Source organism: Plasticicumulans acidivorans (assembly GCF_003182095.1).
GTDB lineage: Bacteria > Pseudomonadota > Gammaproteobacteria > Competibacterales > Competibacteraceae > Plasticicumulans > Plasticicumulans acidivorans.
This window is the reverse complement of record NZ_QGTJ01000002.1, coordinates 55,792-72,809: the sequence shown is the minus strand read 5'-3', so window position 1 is coordinate 72,809 and position 17,018 is coordinate 55,792. Positions and strand designations below refer to the sequence as shown.

15 protein-coding genes are annotated in these 17,018 nt (G+C 65.6%); 12 read left to right on the top strand and 3 right to left on the bottom strand.

The genetic code is table 11. The features are described from left to right. Window positions 1-32: 32 nt before the first annotated feature. The gene (locus C7443_RS02890) at window positions 33-545 is read right to left on the bottom strand and encodes a gluconokinase (protein ID WP_246004518.1); all 513 of its coding nucleotides are present in this window, start codon (window positions 543-545) and stop codon (window positions 33-35) included. 202 nt (window positions 546-747) lie between these two features. Here C7443_RS02890 and gntR point away from each other — a divergent pair, with 202 nt between their 5' ends. The 7 genes from gntR to C7443_RS02855 all read left to right on the top strand — a co-directional run bounded on the left by gntR (window position 748) and on the right by C7443_RS02855 (window position 8,853). Next, window positions 748-1,773 (top strand): HTH-type transcriptional regulator GntR, encoded by a 1,026-nt coding sequence (gntR, locus tag C7443_RS02885; RefSeq protein WP_110017084.1) that lies wholly within the window; start codon window positions 748-750, stop codon window positions 1,771-1,773. Between the two features lie 279 nt (window positions 1,774-2,052). Next, complete coding sequence (urtA, locus tag C7443_RS02880; protein ID WP_110017083.1) at window positions 2,053-3,357, top strand: urea ABC transporter substrate-binding protein; 1,305 nt, start codon at window positions 2,053-2,055, stop codon at window positions 3,355-3,357. A 133-nt stretch (window positions 3,358-3,490) separates the two neighbouring features. After that, on the top strand, window positions 3,491-5,065 hold the full coding sequence (gene urtB, locus C7443_RS02875; RefSeq protein ID WP_110017082.1) for an urea ABC transporter permease subunit UrtB: 1,575 nt from the start codon (window positions 3,491-3,493) through the stop codon (window positions 5,063-5,065). 3 nt (window positions 5,066-5,068) lie between these two features. Next, window positions 5,069-6,169, top strand: coding sequence for an urea ABC transporter permease subunit UrtC (gene urtC, locus C7443_RS02870; RefSeq protein ID WP_110017081.1), 1,101 nt, complete (start codon window positions 5,069-5,071; stop codon window positions 6,167-6,169). Continuing rightward, window positions 6,166-7,080 (top strand): urea ABC transporter ATP-binding protein UrtD, encoded by a 915-nt coding sequence (gene urtD, locus C7443_RS02865; protein ID WP_110017080.1) that lies wholly within the window; start codon window positions 6,166-6,168, stop codon window positions 7,078-7,080. Before urtC ends, urtD begins: the two co-directional genes overlap by 4 nt. Before the next feature lie 32 nt (window positions 7,081-7,112). Continuing rightward, on the top strand, window positions 7,113-7,808 hold the full coding sequence (gene urtE / locus C7443_RS02860; RefSeq protein WP_110017547.1) for an urea ABC transporter ATP-binding subunit UrtE: 696 nt from the start codon (window positions 7,113-7,115) through the stop codon (window positions 7,806-7,808). 355 nt (window positions 7,809-8,163) lie between these two features. Continuing rightward, window positions 8,164-8,853: a DVUA0089 family protein gene (locus C7443_RS02855; RefSeq protein ID WP_110017079.1), complete on the top strand. Its 690-nt coding sequence runs from the start codon at window positions 8,164-8,166 to the stop codon at window positions 8,851-8,853. A 147-nt stretch (window positions 8,854-9,000) separates the two neighbouring features. Here the strand turns inward: C7443_RS02855 and C7443_RS02850 are convergent, their stop codons facing one another. Next, window positions 9,001-9,282, bottom strand: coding sequence for a hypothetical protein (locus tag C7443_RS02850; RefSeq protein ID WP_110017078.1), 282 nt, complete (start codon window positions 9,280-9,282; stop codon window positions 9,001-9,003). 218 nt (window positions 9,283-9,500) lie between these two features. On the opposite strand from C7443_RS02850, the gene C7443_RS02845 reads away from it, so the two are divergent. The 3 genes from C7443_RS02845 to C7443_RS02835 all read left to right on the top strand — a co-directional run bounded on the left by C7443_RS02845 (window position 9,501) and on the right by C7443_RS02835 (window position 12,329). Then, window positions 9,501-9,710: a YdcH family protein gene (locus C7443_RS02845; protein ID WP_110017077.1), complete on the top strand. Its 210-nt coding sequence runs from the start codon at window positions 9,501-9,503 to the stop codon at window positions 9,708-9,710. A gap of 61 nt (window positions 9,711-9,771) precedes the next feature. After that, on the top strand, window positions 9,772-11,580 hold the full coding sequence (locus tag C7443_RS02840; protein WP_110017076.1) for an ABCB family ABC transporter ATP-binding protein/permease: 1,809 nt from the start codon (window positions 9,772-9,774) through the stop codon (window positions 11,578-11,580). Next, the gene (locus C7443_RS02835; RefSeq protein ID WP_246004517.1) at window positions 11,577-12,329 is read left to right on the top strand and encodes a sulfite exporter TauE/SafE family protein; all 753 of its coding nucleotides are present in this window, start codon (window positions 11,577-11,579) and stop codon (window positions 12,327-12,329) included. Before C7443_RS02840 ends, C7443_RS02835 begins: the two co-directional genes overlap by 4 nt. Here C7443_RS02835 and C7443_RS02830 read toward each other — a convergent pair. After that, window positions 12,326-13,240: an ROK family protein gene (locus C7443_RS02830; protein WP_110017075.1), complete on the bottom strand. Its 915-nt coding sequence runs from the start codon at window positions 13,238-13,240 to the stop codon at window positions 12,326-12,328. The genes C7443_RS02835 and C7443_RS02830 overlap by 4 nt on opposite strands. Before the next feature lie 654 nt (window positions 13,241-13,894). On the opposite strand from C7443_RS02830, the gene C7443_RS02825 reads away from it, so the two are divergent. Continuing rightward, window positions 13,895-15,727: a hypothetical protein gene (locus C7443_RS02825; protein ID WP_110017074.1), complete on the top strand. Its 1,833-nt coding sequence runs from the start codon at window positions 13,895-13,897 to the stop codon at window positions 15,725-15,727. 328 nt (window positions 15,728-16,055) lie between these two features. Next, entirely contained in the window at window positions 16,056-17,012 is a 957-nt protein-coding gene (locus tag C7443_RS02820) for a glycosyltransferase family 2 protein (protein ID WP_110017073.1), read from the top strand. Window positions 17,013-17,018 lie beyond the last annotated feature (6 nt).

Genomic DNA, 17,018 nt, shown 5'->3' with positions numbered 1-17,018 from the left:
GCGTCGATCAAGGCGTTGCGTGCAGTTTGTGCTCAGGTGCCGATAAACAGCCGGGCGGTGATCGCCTCGACCAGCGCGGCGGGTGTGGCGTGGACGTCGAAGTACAGCGCGGCTTCGTCGACCTGCGGCGTCTGCAGATCGCGAAACTGGCTGTCGAGCAGGGTGAGCGGCATGAAATGGTCGGGGCGTTCGGTCATGCGCTGGGCGATCAGCGCGTAGTCGCCATACAGGTGCACGAACAGCAGCGCCGGATCGCCGCCGCGCAGCACGTCGCGGTAGTGGCGCTTGAGTGCCGAGCAAGCCAGCACCATGCGCTCACCGCGCTGGCGCCCGGCGGCCAGGCGGGCGGCCAGCGCCTGCAGCCAGCCTGCGCGTTCGGCATCGGTCAGCGCGATACCGGCGGCCATGCGCACGATGTTCTGGGCGCTGTGAAAGCCGTCGCCTTCGATGAAGGTGGCCCCCAGGCGCAGGGCCAGGCGGGCGGCGATCGAGCTTTTGCCGCAGCCGCTGACGCCCATGATCACGATGTTCGGATACGGCGCCATGTGACGACACCTGCCCGGCAGAGGGGTAAGAGAAGCGACCCGCCGGCCCGGCGGACACCGCAGTACCGAGTCAGGTCAAAGAATCAAACAGATGCTAGCGCTACCATAATCAGCAGTGTCAAGCATGGGCAGGCTCGCGGAGCAGATGTCGCGGGAAGGGATCGGGTAGCGCCGGGGGTGGCGCATCGTCGGAGAGTGTCTCTTGAACAAACGTCGCACAGGCTCCCGCTCCACCGGGCGGACTACCATCGAAGATGTCGCACGTCACGCCGGCGTCAGCGCGATCACCGTCTCACGCGCACTGCGCACGCCGGATAGCGTGTCCAAACCCCTGCGCGAGCGCATCGGCCAGGCGGTGGCCACGTTGGGCTACGTGCCCAACCGCGCGGCGCGCACGCTGGCCTCGGCGCGCTCGAACAGCGTCGCGGTGCTGGTGCCGTCGCTGTCGAATCAGGTCTTCGTCGATGTGCTCGCCGGCATCCGTGACGTGCTCGGCCCGCGCGGCTACCAGCTGCTGATCGGCAACAACCTCTACGATGCCGCCGAGGAAGAGCGTCTGCTGATGGCTTATCTGGAGCATCACCCGGACGGCCTGCTGCTGACCGGTCTGCAGCAGTCGCCGCGGGCGCGTGCGGCGCTGGCCGGCAGCGGCGTGCCGACGGTGCACATGATGGATCTGATGGCCGATCACAGTGTCACCAGTGTCGGTTTTTCACAGCCGGCCGCCGGTTACGCGATGACGCGCCATCTGCTCGAACGCGGCCACCGCCGCATCGCCTTCATGGCCGCTCAGCTCGACGAGCGCACGCTCAAGCGCCGCGACGGCTACCGTCAGGCGCTGGACGAGGCCGGCCACGGTGACTACTGCGCGGAAATTTCCTCGCCGGCGGCCTCCAGCGTGGGCCTGGGTGTCGAGCTGACCGCGCAGCTGCTGGCCGAGCATCCGGCGATCGATGCGGTGTTCTGCTGCAACGACGATCTGGCGCTCGGCGCGCTGTTCCACTGCCAGCGCCGCGGGATTCCGGTGCCGCAGCATCTGGCCATCGCCGGCTTCAATGACCTCGGCTTCGGCGCCTGCAGCGTGCCGGCGCTGACCACCGTGGCGACGCCGCGCTACCACATCGGTGTCCGCGCCGCCGAGCTGCTGCTGGCCCGCATCGACAACCCGGCTCTCGATGCCGAAACCCTCGATCTGGGCTTCGAACTGCAGACCCGCGAAAGCGCCTGAACCGCGCCGCGCGGGGGCTGCTGCGCCCGCGCCGTGCGCTGCTCCGTTTCAGCCCTGCCCGCGGTGCGGAAATGCGTGTGTACGGTGCAGTGCCGTGCGCCCGATGCACGTGCTTAGGGCAGGGCTGCACCGCAAACGATGTCGCGTCGCAACAAGTGCTTGCCGCATAAGTGTAATTTCGGGTGGCACGTCATGTGCCCCTGTGTGCTTCGCCCGTCGCGCCACTGGCCGCGGGGGGCCGAACAGCCAAGAACCACCCGAAGTTTAGAGGGGCAACGCATGAGCACGAAGTCGCGGACCTTTTTCCTCAGCTCGCTGGCGGGGGGCCTCGCGCTGGCTTTGGCCAGTGGCGCGGCGCTGGCTGCTGACACGATCAAGGTCGGTATCCTGCATTCGCTGTCGGGCACGATGGCCATCTCCGAGACGTCGCTGAAGGACGTCGCGCTGATGACCATCGAGGAGATCAATGCCAAGGGTGGCGTACTGGGCAAGAAGCTGGAGCCGGTGGTGGTCGATCCGGCATCGAACTGGCCGCTGTTCGCCGAGAAGGCGCGCGAGCTGCTGCAGAAGGACAAGGTCGCGGTGGTGTTCGGCTGCTGGACCTCGGTCAGCCGCAAGTCGGTGCTGCCGGTGTTCGAGGAGCTCAACGGCCTGCTGTTCTACCCGGTGCAGTACGAGGGTGAGGAGTCCTCGCGCAATGTGTTCTACACCGGCGCGGCGCCGAACCAGCAGGCGATCCCGGCCGTCGAGTACCTGATGAGCGAGGACGGCGGCGCCGCCAAGCGCTTCGTGCTGCTCGGTACCGACTACGTCTATCCGCGCACCACCAACAAGATCCTGCGCGCCTTCCTGCATTCGAAGGGCGTCTCCGATGACGACATCATGGAGACCTACACGCCGTTCGGGCACAGCGACTACCAGACCATCGTCGCCGACATCAAGAAGTTCGCCGGCGCCGGCAAGCGCACCGCGGTGATCTCGACCATCAACGGCGATTCCAACGTGCCGTTCTACAAGGAGCTCGGCAACGCCGGCCTGAAGTCGACCGACGTGCCGGTGGTGGCCTTCTCGGTCGGTGAAGAGGAGCTGCGCGGCATCGACACCAAGCCGCTGGTCGGCCACCTGGCGGCGTGGAACTACTTCATGACCATCGATACGCCGGAGAACAAGGCGTTCATCGAGAAGTGGAAGGCCTACGTCAAGAAGAACAACCTGCCCGGCGGTGATGCGCGCGTCACCAACGATCCGATGGAAGCCACCTACACCGGCATCAACATGTGGGCGCAGGCGGCTGAGCAGGCCGGTACCACCGACGTCGACGCCGTGCGTCAGGCGCTCGGCTACCAGACCTTCAAGGCGCCGTCGGGTTTCGTCGAGCAGCTCGACGCCAAGAACCACCACCTGCACAAGCCGGTGTACATCGGCGAGATCCGCGAGGACGGCCAGTTCAACGTGGTGTGGAAGACCGAAGGCCCGATCCGTGCGCAGGCCTGGTCGCCGTACATCCCGGACAGCGCGAAGAAGGTCGCCGACTGGACCTATCCGTGGGTCTGCGGCAACTGCACCGAGCCGCGCTTCAAGTAAAGCCGCGGCCCGTCGGCCCTGACGAGCCAGGCGTCATGCGGCGGCGGCCGGGGCGGGCAGTGCCCGGCTTGCCGGCCGTCGCCGCATCCGCATCGCATCAACAATCGCAGATTTGATATCCAGGGGGTTGGCCATGTGCAGGCTGCTGCGCTTCCTGCTGCTCGCGTGTGCGCTGGGCAGCACCCTCCCGGCGTTCGCGGTGAGCTTCGACGACACCATCACGCACCTCGGCGCCGACCCGCAGAGCCTGCGCAGTGCGGTCGGTGAGCTGGCTGCGGCCAATGATCCGCGCGCGCTGATTTTTCTCGAAGCCCTGCGCGACGGCCGTGTGTCGTTTCGCGATGGCGAAGTGCTGATCAAGGATGGCGATACGCTCAAGCGGGCGCGCGACGGTGTCGCGGTGACCGGCGAGCCCGGCAGCGCGCCGCTGCTGAACAATGCGGTGCGCCGCGGTATCGACAGTGCGCTGACCCGCCTGCAACTGACCTCGCCGGATCGCGCGGTGCGGCTGGCGGCGGCGACGGCCTTTGCCGACCGTCCGGTGCGCGCCGCCGAAGATTCCCTGCGCGCGGCGCTGGCGGCGGAGATCGATCAGGAAGTGATCCACGCGCTGCGCCTGGCGCTGGCGCCGATCGAGCTGCAGAGCGAGGACCGCGGCAAACGCCTGGCGGCGATCCGCACGCTGGCCGATGAAGGCGAGCCGCGGGTGATCGCCGTGCTCGACCCGATTGCCAAGGGCGACGACGCCGAGCTGGCCACCGCGGCCAGGAGCGCGATCGATGCCATCACTGATCGCCAGTGGTTCCGCGACCAGGCCGGCAACCTGTTCTACGGCCTGTCACTCGGCAGCGTGCTGCTGCTGGCGGCGCTCGGTCTGGCGATCACCTTCGGCCTGATGGGCGTCATCAACATGGCGCACGGCGAGCTGCTGATGATCGGCGCCTACGCCACCTACGTGGTGCAGAACCTGTTCCGCAGCTACCTGCCGGGAGCCTTCGACTGGTATCTGCTGGCGGCGCTGCCAGTGGCCTTTCTCGCTGCGGCGGCGGTCGGCTGGCTGCTCGAACGCCTGGTGCTGCGCCATCTCTACGGCCGGCCGCTGGAGACGCTGCTGGCGACCTTCGGCCTGTCGCTGATGCTGATCCAGACGGTGCGCCTGATCTTCGGTGCGCAGAACGTCGAGGTCGCCAATCCCTCGTGGCTGTCCGGCGGCATCCAGGTCACTGCGCAGATGGTGCTGCCGTACAACCGCATCGCCACGGTGATCTTCGCCTTCGCCGTGCTGGCGGCGGTGTGGCTGATCTTCCAGAAGACGCGGCTCGGCCTGCGCGTGCGCGCGGTGACGCAGAACCGTGGCATGGCAGCGGCGATGGGCATCGACACCCGGCGTATCGACGCGATGACCTTCGCCCTCGGCGCCGGCGTCGCCGGCCTCGGCGGCGTGGCGCTGTCGCAGCTCGGCAACGTCAGTCCGGATCTCGGGCAGGCCCGCATCGTCGACTCTTTCATGGTCGTGGTGCTCGGCGGCGTCGGCAAGCTGGCCGGCGCGGTCGCCGGCGGCATGGGGCTGGGCATCGTCAACAAGTTCCTCGAACCGGCGATGGGCGCGGTGCTCGGCAAGATCGTGCTGCTCGGCTTCATCATCCTGTTCATCCAGAAGCGACCCCAGGGGCTGTTCGCCCTCAAGGGCCGCGCCGTGGAGGGGTGATTCATGCGCGGCTTCCTCTCGCTGCACACGCGCACCGGCTGGCTGGCCTTCGCCACGCTGACGGCGCTGCTGCTGATCGCCGTGCCGCTGCTCAACGCGCTGCCGGCCGACTCGGCGCTGCACCTGCCGGACTACCTGGTGCCGCTGCTCGGCAAGTTCTGCTGCTACGCGCTGGTGGCGCTGGCGATGGACCTGATCTGGGGCTACACCGGCATCCTCTCGCTCGGCCACGGCGTGTTCTTCGCGCTCGGCGGCTATTCGATGGGCATGTACTTGATGCGCTCGATGGCCGGGCAGGGCGTCTACCGCTCCCAGCTGCCGGACTTCATGGTGTTCCTCAACTGGAAGGAGCTGCCGTGGTTCTGGCACGGCTTCGACCAGTTCTGGTTCGCCGCGCTGATGGCGCTGGCGGTGCCCGGCGTGCTGGCCTTCGTCTTCGGCTGGTTCGCCTTCCGCTCGCGCATCAAGGGCGTGTACTTCTCGATCATCACTCAGGCGCTGACCTTCGCGCTGATGCTGCTGTTCTTCCGCAACGAGACCGGCTTCGGCGGCAACAACGGCCTGACCGACTTCAAGCAGCTGCTCGGCTTTTCGCTGGCCGAGCCGGGGGTCAAGCTCGGCCTGTACTGGATCTCGGCCTGCGTGCTGCTGACGGTCTACCTGCTGGCGCAGGCGATCGTGCATTCGAAGTTCGGCCGTGTGCTGACGGCGATCCGCGATGCCGAGAGCCGGGTGATGTTCTGCGGCTACGAGCCGCTCTACTACAAGCTCGCGGTGTGGACGCTGTCGGCGGTGCTCTGCGGCCTGGCCGGGGCGCTGTACGTGCCGCAGGTCGGCATCATCAACCCGAGCGAGCTGGAGCCGACGCAGTCGATCGAGATGGCGGTGTGGACCGCGGTCGGCGGCCGCGGCACGCTGGCCGGCGCGCTGCTCGGCGCCGCCACCGTCAACGGCCTGAAGAGCTGGTTCACCGTTGCCGCGCCCGAGCTGTGGCTGTACGTGCTCGGCGCGCTGTTCGTCGGCGTCACGCTGTTCCTGCCGCAGGGGCTGATCGGCCTGGTCCGCCGCCTGCGCCCGGGCAAAACCGAGGAGGTGCGCGCATGAGCCAGCAACCCCCGATTCCCGTGCCGGCCGGCCCGCTCGGCGGCTCCAGCGCCCTGCCGGCGGTCGCCGCCGGCCTCGGCGAAGCGCCGCCCGCCGCTCCCGTGCCGGCGGTGCCGCGTGAGCCGCTGCCGGCCGATGTGCGCGATCGTCCCGTGCCGGACGTCTCCCACGGCGCGATCCTCTACCTCGAAGGCGTCAACGTCGCCTTCGACGGCTTCAAGGCGATCAACGATCTCGACTTGTCGATCGACGACGGCGAGCTGCGCTGCATCATCGGTCCCAACGGCGCCGGCAAGACCACGATGATGGACATCATCACCGGCAAGACGCGGCCCGATTCCGGGCAGGTGTATTTCGGCCAGACGGTCAACCTGCTCGAACTGCGCGAGGCGCAGATCGCCCAGCTCGGCATCGGCCGTAAGTTCCAGAAGCCGACGGTGTTCCAGGGCCACAGCGTGTTCGAAAACCTCGAACTGGCGATGCAGGCCGACAAGCGCGTGCGCCGCTCGCTGTTCGCACAGCTCGATGCCGGGCAGCGGGCGCGCATCGACGAGGTGCTCGGCATCATCGGCCTGCGCGGTCACGAGCGCCGTCCGGCCGGTGCGCTGTCGCACGGCCAGAAACAGTGGCTGGAGATCGGCATGCTGCTGATGCAGAACCCGCGCGTGCTGCTGGTCGACGAGCCGGTCGCCGGCATGACCGAGCAGGAAACCGCGCAGACCGCCGAGCTGCTGGTGTCGCTGGCGGGCAAACATTCGGTGATCGTCGTCGAGCACGACATGGCTTTCGTGCGTTCGATCGCGCGCAAGGTCACCGTGCTGCACGAGGGTCACGTGCTCGCCGAGGGCACGATGGATCAGATCCAGGCCAATCCGAAGGTCGTCGAGGTCTACCTCGGGGAGGGCGCCTGATGGCCGCCGTGATGGAAGACGCTGCCGAGAACCTGCTGGCGGTGGAGAAGGTCGATCTGCGCTACGGCCAGAGCCAGATTCTCTGGGGCATGAACCTCGCCGTGCGCCGCGGCTCCTGCACCTGCCTGATGGGCCGCAACGGCGTCGGCAAGACCACGCTGCTGCGGGCGGTGATGGGGCTGGCGCCGACGTTCGGCGGCAGCATCCGCTTCCACGGCCAGGATCTGGTACGCCAGCCGGCGCACCAGCGGGCGCGCATCGGCATCGGTTACGTGCCGCAGGGCCGCGAGATCTTCCCGCAGCTGACGGTGCTGGAAAACCTGCAGGTCGGCCTCGGCATCCGCGAGCACGGCCTGAGCGAGATTCCCGAGCGCATCTACGAGCTGTTCCCGATCCTCAAGCAGTTCCTGCACCGGCGCGGTGGTGATCTCTCCGGCGGTCAGCAGCAGCAGCTGGCGATCGGCCGGGCGCTGGTGCTGGAGCCGGAGCTGCTGATCCTCGACGAGCCCAACGAAGGCATCCAGCCCAACATCGTGCGCGAGATCGGCGACATCATCATCCGCCTCAACCGCGAGGTCGGCTTGACGGTGCTGCTGGTCGAACAGAAGCTGCCGTTCGCCCGCCGCCTCGGCACCGACTTCGTGATCATGGAAAAAGGCCGCTGGGTGGCCACCGGCACGATGAGCGAACTCACCGACGAGGTGGTCAAGGCGCATCTGGCGGTTTAGCGCTGCAAAGCCACCCTGTCGCCGGTTGTCGCGTGGCGGGGTGGTTTCGAGTGCCCGGAGGGGGTACCGGCACGGCGCTGCAGTCCTCGCGCTGTGGCTCGGTGCGCGTGCGGCTGTGCGGAGGTTTGCACGGTTGTTTGACCGCGGCCGGCGTGTGATCTGTCAGCTTAATTTGCAGCGTGTGTTCGCCCAGAAAGGGCAGATCATTAAAATTATTTCATTTTCAATATGATGGAAATATGGCCCTGCTCTTGCTGTGTCACCTAACAGGCTGATCCCGAACGGCTTGTTGTGTCGATGCGGCACACACTCCGGGGGCTGATGCCTGCAACCACAGCCATAACCGGAGAAGCCTATGAACCAGCACTCGTTCCAATGTGTCACCCGAACCGCCGCCGCCGCCCTGCTCGCACTGGTGGCGGGTAGCGCGGCGGCTTTTCCCGCCACGGAGATCGGTGATGCGGGGCAAAGCCTCGCCGATGCGCAGGTCATCAGCGGTTCCGGGCCGGTCGAATCGATTTCTGGAACGCTGGGTTCAGGGACTGACGTGGATCTGTACAAGATTCATGTGGCCGATCCGACGCAGTTTTTTGTGTCGGCAGTGAGCAATCCCGGCATCGACGGCATGCTGTTTCTCTTTGATGCGAGCGGTCGCGGCGTCGTGATGCGGGACGACACTGCCAATGTCAACGCCAATTTCGGCGCGCTCACGTCGGCGTTCGTTGTTACTCCAGGGGATTACTACCTGGCCATTTCCGTGTTCGACATCACGCCGAGCAACGTGGACGGCCTGCTGTTCCCCGATACCCGCCTGGTCGACAGCGGCCTTGAGTACGGCCCGACCGGTCCGGGCGGTGCGCTGCCGTTTTCAAGCTGGGTCGCCGCCAGCGGCGGCTCACAGCCCGCCACGGGTGACTATGTGCTGACGCTGCGTGGCGTGTCCGCGGTGCCGGAGCCGGGCATATCGATGTTGCTGGGCGTCGGCCTCGCCGGATTGATGACGAGCTTGCGCCGGCGTTCGCCCGCGGGCGAAAAGGCTGCCTGAACCTTGCATGTGGCATACGGGCGCCGCATGCAGCGACGCCCGTATGCTTTTGACTGCAGAAGGAAAAGGGAGTCCGCGGGGCGGATGGTGCGCGGACTCGGATGCCTTGCAGACGGCAGTGTGTGCATACGCACGCGTCAGGCTGGATCAGCACAGACCGGCATGGCCGGCTTCGGCACTGTTCGGCATCAGCGAGGGATACAGCGTGCAGTACGGACCTTCGCTGCGCATCGGCATGTGCTCCGGCGTCGTCGCCTGCGCCTGGACCTGCGCCTCGTGGGGCATCGGCGCCTGATCGCGGCTCAGGTAGATGTCGAGCGGGCGGCCGATGCCGGCTTCGGGCCGACCTTCACCGGCCTGTGCCATCGCGGCGAAACCGAAGCCGAGGCTGAGTCCGAGCAGGGCGCTGGCGATAGTCTTTTTGTTCATGGTCTGATCTCCTGTGAAAGGCCCGTGCCGGAAGCGGTACGCGGGCAGGCGGCGGCTGCGAGGGATGTCGTGGCGGCCGTGCCATGCTGCGTATTCGGATGAAAGCGCGTGTTGGATGCGCACGGCAGCGGCTTTTTTTGCGATGCGGATTGCCGCCCTATTGCTGGGGGCTTCGGCTATGCTGCCTGCGCGCTCGCGGGAGGAAGGGGGGCCGCATCATGCTTACTGAAGAAGAACGCCAATCGCTCGAATTCAAGCTCGCGTCCCTGCGCCAGGAGCATCGCGATCTCGATGACGTCATCGAACGGCTCCACGAAGGGCCGTACATCGATCAGATGCAGATCACGCGGATGAAGAAGCGCAAGCTGGGTCTCAAAGAAACGATCACCAAGATCGAGGATCAGCTGATCCCCAACATCATCGCCTGAGAGCCGTTGCGGCCGCAGGGCCGCCACGGCGGCGAGCGGTGGGCAACGGCGGGAGCGCATCATGATGCCACCCGGCCAGCGCTACACCGAACTGCCGAGCCAGCGCCATTCCCACCTGCACAACCTGCGGGCGCTGGCGCCGTATCTGTGGGAATACCGCGGCCGTGTGCTGGCGGCGCTGATTTGCCTGCTGCTGGCCAAGCTCGCCGGTGTCGGCGTGCCGCTGCTGCTCAAGGACTTGGTTGATGCCCTCGGTGCGCACGGTCCGCTGACGCTGCCGGTGGCGCTGCTCGCCGCCTATGGCGGCGTGAAGATCGCCGCCACCGTGTTCAATGAGCTGCGCGACACGCTGTTTGCCGCGGTGCGTTTCCGCGCCGTGCGCCGCATCACCATCCGCACCGTCGAGCATCTGCACCGGCTGAGCCTGCGCTTTCATCTGGAGCGGCGCACCGGCGCGCTGACCCGCGATCTGCAGCGCGGCTCGCAGTCGCTGTCGACACTGCTCAACTACCTGGTGTTCAGCGTGCTGCCGGCGGCGATCGAGCTGGCGCTGATCTGCGGCGTGCTGCTGCTGCATTACGACGTAGTGTTCGTGCTGATCGTGCTCGGCGCGATCGGCGTCTACGTCGCCTTCACGCTGGCGATGACCAACTGGCGCATCGAATTCCGCCACGACATGAACCGCCTCGAATCGCAGGCGCAGAACGAGGCCGTCGACGGCCTGATCAATTACGAGACGGTCAAATACTTCGGCAACGAGCGCCTGGAGCTGGCGCGCTGTGACGCGACGCTGGCGCGCTGGGAGCAGGCGTCGGTCGGTTCGCAGAACACGCTGGCGCTGCTCAATTTCGGCCAGGGCATGATCATCGCGCTCGGCGTCACGCTGATGATGTTCGTCGCCGCGCAGCAGGTGGTCGATGGGCGTATGAGCATCGGTGATCTGGTGCTGGTCAACGCCTTCCTGCTGCAGTTGTTCATTCCGCTGAACTTCCTCGGCGTGGTCTATCGCATGATCCGCTACACGCTGGCCGACATGGACAGCCTGGTGGCGCTGCTCGAAGAGCGCCCGGAGGTCGTCGATGCGCCGGATGCCCCGGCGCTGCAGGTCGGCGCCGGCGAAGTGCGTTTCGAGGACGTGCGTTTTGCCTACCAGCCGCAGCGGCCGATCCTGCACGGTGTCAGTTTCAGCATCGCGCCGGGGCACACCGTTGCCGTGGTCGGCGCCAGCGGTGCCGGCAAGTCGACGCTGGCGCGGCTGCTGTTCCGCTTCTACGACGTGCAGGGCGGGCGCATCCTCATCGACGGCCAGGACATCGCCGGCGTCACCCAGGACAGCCTGCGCGCGGCGATCGGCATCGTTCCGCAGGACACGGTGCTGTTCAACGAATCGCTCGCCTACAACCTGCGCTACGCCCGCCCGGATGCCAGCGATGCCGAGATCGCCGAGGCGGCGCGTCTGGCGCAGCTGCATGCGTTCATCGCCAGTCTGCCGCAGGGCTACGCCACGCTGGTCGGCGAGCGCGGCCTCAAGCTCTCCGGTGGTGAGAAGCAGCGCGTGGCGATCGCCCGCGCGATCCTCAAGCGCCCGCGCATCCTGGTGTTCGACGAGGCGACATCGAGCCTCGACTCGCGCGCCGAGCAGGCCATCCTCCACGCCTTGCACAGTGCCGCGCGCGGCCACACCACGCTGGTCATCGCCCATCGCCTGTCGACCATCGTCGACGCCGACGAGATCCTGGTGATGGAGGGCGGGCATATCAGTGAGCGCGGCACGCACGCCGAGCTGCTGGCGCGCGGCGGCCAGTACGCCGAGCTCTGGGCGCTGCAGCAGCGCGAGCGCGCCGACGCGGCCGGCGAGGCGCTGGCGTGAGCCTCGCCGACGGGCTGCCTGCCGGCCTCGGCATGGCGGACGCGCTGCTGATCGTGTGCACCAACGTCATCGCCTCGGCACTGACCTCGGCGCTCGGCATCGGCGGCGGCACGCTGCTGATCGCGGTGATGGCCGGCAGCGTGCCGCCGCTGGCGATCGTGCCGGTGCACGGGCTGGCGCAGCTTGGCAACAACCTCGACCGCGCCTGGATGACACGCCGGCATCTCGACCGGCCGGCGCTCCGGGCCTTTGGCCTCGGCGCCGTCGGCGGCGCGCTGCTGATCGCGCCGCTGGTGGTCGCCCTGCCGCCGCGCCTGCTGCAACTGCTGATCGCCGGCTTCGTGCTCTACCTGGTGTGGGGGCCGCGCCTGCCGGGGGCGCTGGTGTCACCGCGTGGCCTGGTGCTGGTCGGCGCGCTGACCACCGCGGTGTCGATGTTCGTCGGCGCCACCGGGCCGCTGGTCGCAGCCTTCGTCCACCGCCTGCACGCCGAGCGTTTGCGTACCGTCGCCACCTTCGCCGCCTGCATGTCGGCGCAGCACGGGCTGAAGGCGCTGACTTTCATCGGCCTCGGTTTTTCCTTCACCGACTGGCTGCCGCTGCTCGGCGTGATCCTGCTGGCCGGCCTGTTCGGCAACTGGCTGGGACTGCGCCTGCTGCACCGGCTGCCGGAAGCGGCGTTTCGTGCCGGCTTCAAAATGCTGGTGACGGCGCTGGCGCTGCGCCTGTTGTGGCAGGCCGTGGCCTAGGGCGCCCACAGCCAGGCGGCGCCGCGCACGCCGCTGGAGTCACCATGCTTGGGCGGCAGCAGACGGGTGCGCACGATGTCGGAGAACACCCAGCGTTTCCAGTAGCGCGGTACCTCGGTGTACAGCGCCTCGATGTTGGACAGGCCGCCACCGAGAACGATGACCTCCGGGTCGAGCAGATTGATGACGTGGGCGAGCGCCCGGGCCAGGCGTTCGCAATAGCGTTCGAGGCTGACGAGGCAGTCGACGGAGCCCTGCGCGGCGCGGCGGGCGATGGCGTGCGCCTCGCGCTCAAGACCGCCGTGACGGACGTGATCGGCGGCAAAGCCGGGGCCGGACAGCCAGGTCTCGATACAGCCGTGGCGGCCGCAGTAGCAGGCCGGGCCGGGGCGTTCTTCGTCCTGCGGCCAGGGCAGCGGGTTGTGTCCCCATTCGCCGGCGATGGCATTGCAGCCGCTCAGCGGCTGGCCGTGGACGACGATGCCGCCGCCGACGCCGGTACCGAGGATCACGCCGAACACGCAGCGTGCGCCGGCGGCGGCACCGTCGATGGCCTCGGACAGCGCGAAGCAGTTGGCGTCGTTGGCGATGTGCACCGGACGGGCGAGCACTGCTTCGAGGTCGTCCTGCAGGCGCTCGCCGTTGAGCCAGGTGGAGTTGCAGTTGCGCATGCGGCCGTTGAGCGGCGACGGCGCGCCGGGAGTGCCGACGCCGACACTGGCGCGCAGGCCGAGCGCCGACTCCGCATCGTCGACCAGCCGGCGGATCGCCGCCAGCGTCGCGCCGTAATCGCCCTGCGGCGTGGCAACTCGCCGCCGCCACTGCTCGCGCCCCAGCGGATCGAGCATCAGCAGCTCGATCTTGGTGCCGCCGAGGTCAACGCCGATGCGATAACCACTGGTATCGAACATGCTCGCCGTCTCCGCCGGTCAATGATGCACACAAGGTCACGTAACGTGATGGAGCCCCAGATTCTGCCATGAGTGCATCGGGCTTAACCCGTATCGAGGCCGGCTCGATGGTTGGAAAAACGCGCAGATTCCTTATGAGCGAAATGATTGCTGCCTCAGCGGAAGGGAGGACGGTGGCCATCTGGGCGGGTGACGCAGGCGGCTGAAATTTCCACTCCACCGGCGCTGTGCCCGTATGCCGGCGTCGAATGAACTCGCCACGTCGCTGCCGCCGCCAGATCCCGTTACCGAGGGTGAAGCGCGAGTGCTTTACCGCCCGTCGCAAAAATCACAGCCCCACCGCCTGGCCGCTGCGCGCGCGACCTTGATGCGGAGACTTACGGAATACGCTCGACGGTATTGAAGGCTTCTTCAAGCCTGTAAACTTACCGCATGTCATTGCTGTGGCGTATGAAATGTTTATTCCTGCCGTGGTGTGCGCTGTTTCGGGTTTAAAAACCGTCATTGCATTCACTGAAAAACCGATGCGGGTTCGTATTCGATCTGCACTCGAAAGCTTCTGCTGTTTTTGTGTTTTATGATTTTGTGGCGAATTTCTGATAGGTGTTTTGTGCATGGTGAGGTTATGGCAACTGATAAACGGGAAGCGGTCACATGCTGATTGAGTTCATCAGACTCGGTGGCTTGAGCGTGCTGTTCCTGCTGCATTGTGCCGTTTGCGGCTTTGCGCTCGCAGAGCGTCTGAGCCTGTGGGCGCAGGCGGGCGAGCCGTCAAGAAACCGATATTTCGAATGGTTTTTCGCCATCAGCCATGGAATGCTGCTGAACATTCTGCTGCTCGTTATTCTGGGCGCATACGGAAATCTCAATCTGCAGTGGGTCCTGGGCGGGGCGACGTTTCTCCTCGCTGTAGCCGTCTGGTCGCTGTGGTCACGAAAAAATCGATTTTCATTTGAGTCCCCGGGCTTGACCGGTCTTGAAACCATCGTGGTATCGGCGCTGCTGGTAATGACGATACTGGCCGCCATGCACGCGCCAGGATACTGGGACGACACGATGTATCATTTGCCGCTCGCACGGGCTTATTTGCAGCACCAGGCGATCGTCGTACATGAGTACATTCGTTTTCCGCTGTTTCCGCAGAACGTCAATTTGCTGATTACCCTCGGGCTGATGCTGGGCGGTGAACTTGTGGCGCAGGTGTTTGCCACTTTGCCGCTGTTTGTCATGGCGCTGGGCTTATTGGGGGTATCGAGGTGGCAGACCGGCTCGGTTAACGCCGGGGTGCTGGCGGCGCTGAGTTTATTCGTGCTGCGGCCGATCGGTGACACCCTGGGTTATGCCTACATCGATAACGGCCTGGCTCTGTTCTGCTGGGGCAGTGCGCTGGCACTGGCGATCTGGTCTGCGTCGATGCCGGCCCGGTCGCATACGGTGTGGCTGGCGGTCGCGGGCGTGCTGGCAGGGGCCGCCGCGGGCAGCAAGTATTTCGGCATGGTGTTCGCGCTGCTGGCCCTCCTGTATGTGCCGATCCGCTGCCGGGGCTGGAAGCCGGTCAGCGTTTTTACGGCCGCACTGCTGTTGACGGGGGCCGGCTGGTACATCCGCAGCTATGTCGTCTCCGGAGATCCGGTGCATCCGGCAGGCGGGAATGTTTTCGGGACATTCCTCTGGGATCAGGGCGATCTGCTGGTGCAAAAGCAGGAGCAGGCATCATTCGGTGTTTCTCCCGCCACCCTGAATATATTTGCCGCTTTAAAAGCCGCTGGCGCCGGGTTATGGATTCTGGCCCTGCCGAGCCTGTTTCTGCGACGCCTGCCAAGTCCGATTCGCTGCTTTCAGTTTATTTTTGTCAGCTATCTTTTATTCTGGTTTTTTGTGACTCAGGTCGATCGTTATCTGGCGCCGATTTATGCAGTCGCGACTTTTTTATCATGGTTTTTTGTGGATCGCATCTGTCGACTGCCGTGGGTACACGGCCTGTTTGCGAAGCGGCTGCGATGGCGGATTCGCATTTCTGTTGTCGCGCAGATTATTGTGCTGTTGGCTGTCGTCGCATCGGTATGGGGACAGTTGCGACATGCCAGGTCGGCCATGGTCCGCTGGGATGCGGCATTGAGCGGGCGGGCGGGCTATACGCTGTTTTCTAAAGCCAATGAGGTAGCCCCGCAATTGGGTGCCCGCATGCTCCAGGTCGGCTTTGAAAACGCCATCTATTTCTTTGATGGTGTTTCAATAGGTGACTGGTTTGGTCCAGGGCGTTATAGAAACATGCTGGACTGTTCCACAGGTACGTGCGGAGTGATCGAGCCGGATAAAATGAAAGCGCTGATGAGCGGGTTTCATGCGCGCTTGCTGGTCATCGCGACCAAGCGTTTTCCGCGCTTCGACGAGCAGGCCTATGAGCAATATTTCGACATCCTCGCCAGAGACTCGGATGGCGTGCTGCTGGTATTGAAGGCGGACGCATCGGGAGCTGCCAAATGACCCGGCTGACGCATTCGGCTTGTCCGTGAACGGTGGCTTTCTGCTATGGGATGTCCGAATTGCCTTGGGCGGATACTGGCGTGCTCAACGCTACGCATTGCAGACGATTTCCGGCAGTGAGTCCGCCTGTGCAGCCGCGCGCTGCATTCGCCGGTGGCCACGAGGTTTCATCGCCCGCTGCGCGAATTCGCTGAGCGCAGGAGCCAGCGGGATGCAGGCGGGGCAGAATAATGCGGGGTGGGTTCTCCGGCTCGCCTCTGCGCAGTTGGCTTGAGCCGGTGAAGTCTGACCCCAGTCAATCATGGCCTTTTACGAATCGAGATAGCTCATGCCGTATCGTGACTTGAAAGTCGCTCTAATTGTGCCCTGCTACAACGAGGAGGCTGCCATTGCCCGTGTCATCCGGGCGTTTCGCCAGGTCATGCCAGACATTGACGCCTACGTCTTCGACAACAATTCGACCGATGCCACGGCCGCGGTCGCGGTCGCGGAAGGTGCGTGCGTGATCGCCGTGCCGCTGCGAGGCAAGGGCAACGTCGTGCGGCGGATGTTTGCCGATGTCGAGGCTGACATCTTCGTGATGGTCGACGGCGACGCGACCTACGATGCGGCATCGGTGACACGGATGGTCGATAAATTGATCGACGAGCGCCTCGATATGGTTGTCGGTTGCCGCGAGACGGCGGCCGACGAGGCGGCCAGCGCCTATCGGCGGGGACATCAGTGGGGCAACCGCCTGCTCACGCAAAGCGTCGTGTACATCTTCGGTGGCGGGTTTACCGACATGCTGTCGGGCTACCGCGTTTTCAGCCGTCGCTATGTCAAATCGTTTCCGGCCTTGTCGACCGGCTTCGAGATCGAAACCGAGCTGACGGTGCATGCGCTGGAACTGCGCATGCCCTATGGCGAGGTGATGACCCCTTATGGCGCCAGAGCGGAAGGTTCGCAGAGCAAGCTGTCGACCTATCGGGATGGCTGGCGCATTCTCAAGACCATTGCCCGCCTCTACGTCTCGGAACGGCCTTTTTCGTTTTTCAGCATTTGTGCCGCATTGCTCGCCTCGCTGTCGGTGCTGCTCTCGACGCCGCTGATCGTCGAATTCCTGGAGACGGGGCTGGTGCCGCGGTTTCCGACGGCGGTCCTGTCGGCGTCGATGATGGTGTGTGCGCTGTTGTCGTTCAGCTGTGGCTTGATCCTCGATAACGTCACGCGCGGACGCAATGAAATGAAGCGTCTCGTCTATCTGGGGATTCCGCTGGCGGCCGCGGCCCGCCGGGCTTCCTGAGGCTTT

Excerpts from the sequence above, each read along its gene's own strand:
- C7443_RS02890 (WP_246004518.1), bottom strand. The coding sequence starts at position 545 with ATGGCGCCGTATCCGAACATCGTGATCATGGGCGTCAGCGGCTGCGGC.
- urtA (WP_110017083.1), top strand. The coding sequence starts at position 2,053 with ATGAGCACGAAGTCGCGGACCTTTTTCCTCAGCTCGCTGGCGGGGGGC.
- urtB (WP_110017082.1), top strand. The coding sequence starts at position 3,491 with ATGTGCAGGCTGCTGCGCTTCCTGCTGCTCGCGTGTGCGCTGGGCAGC.
- urtC (WP_110017081.1), top strand. The coding sequence starts at position 5,069 with ATGCGCGGCTTCCTCTCGCTGCACACGCGCACCGGCTGGCTGGCCTTC.
- urtD (WP_110017080.1), top strand. The coding sequence starts at position 6,166 with ATGAGCCAGCAACCCCCGATTCCCGTGCCGGCCGGCCCGCTCGGCGGC.
- C7443_RS02855 (WP_110017079.1), top strand. The coding sequence starts at position 8,164 with ATGAACCAGCACTCGTTCCAATGTGTCACCCGAACCGCCGCCGCCGCC.
- C7443_RS02850 (WP_110017078.1), bottom strand. The coding sequence starts at position 9,282 with ATGAACAAAAAGACTATCGCCAGCGCCCTGCTCGGACTCAGCCTCGGC.
- C7443_RS02845 (WP_110017077.1), top strand. The coding sequence starts at position 9,501 with ATGCTTACTGAAGAAGAACGCCAATCGCTCGAATTCAAGCTCGCGTCC.
- C7443_RS02840 (WP_110017076.1), top strand. The coding sequence starts at position 9,772 with ATGATGCCACCCGGCCAGCGCTACACCGAACTGCCGAGCCAGCGCCAT.
- C7443_RS02830 (WP_110017075.1), bottom strand. The coding sequence starts at position 13,240 with ATGTTCGATACCAGTGGTTATCGCATCGGCGTTGACCTCGGCGGCACC.
- C7443_RS02825 (WP_110017074.1), top strand. The coding sequence starts at position 13,895 with ATGCTGATTGAGTTCATCAGACTCGGTGGCTTGAGCGTGCTGTTCCTG.
- C7443_RS02820 (WP_110017073.1), top strand. The coding sequence starts at position 16,056 with ATGCCGTATCGTGACTTGAAAGTCGCTCTAATTGTGCCCTGCTACAAC.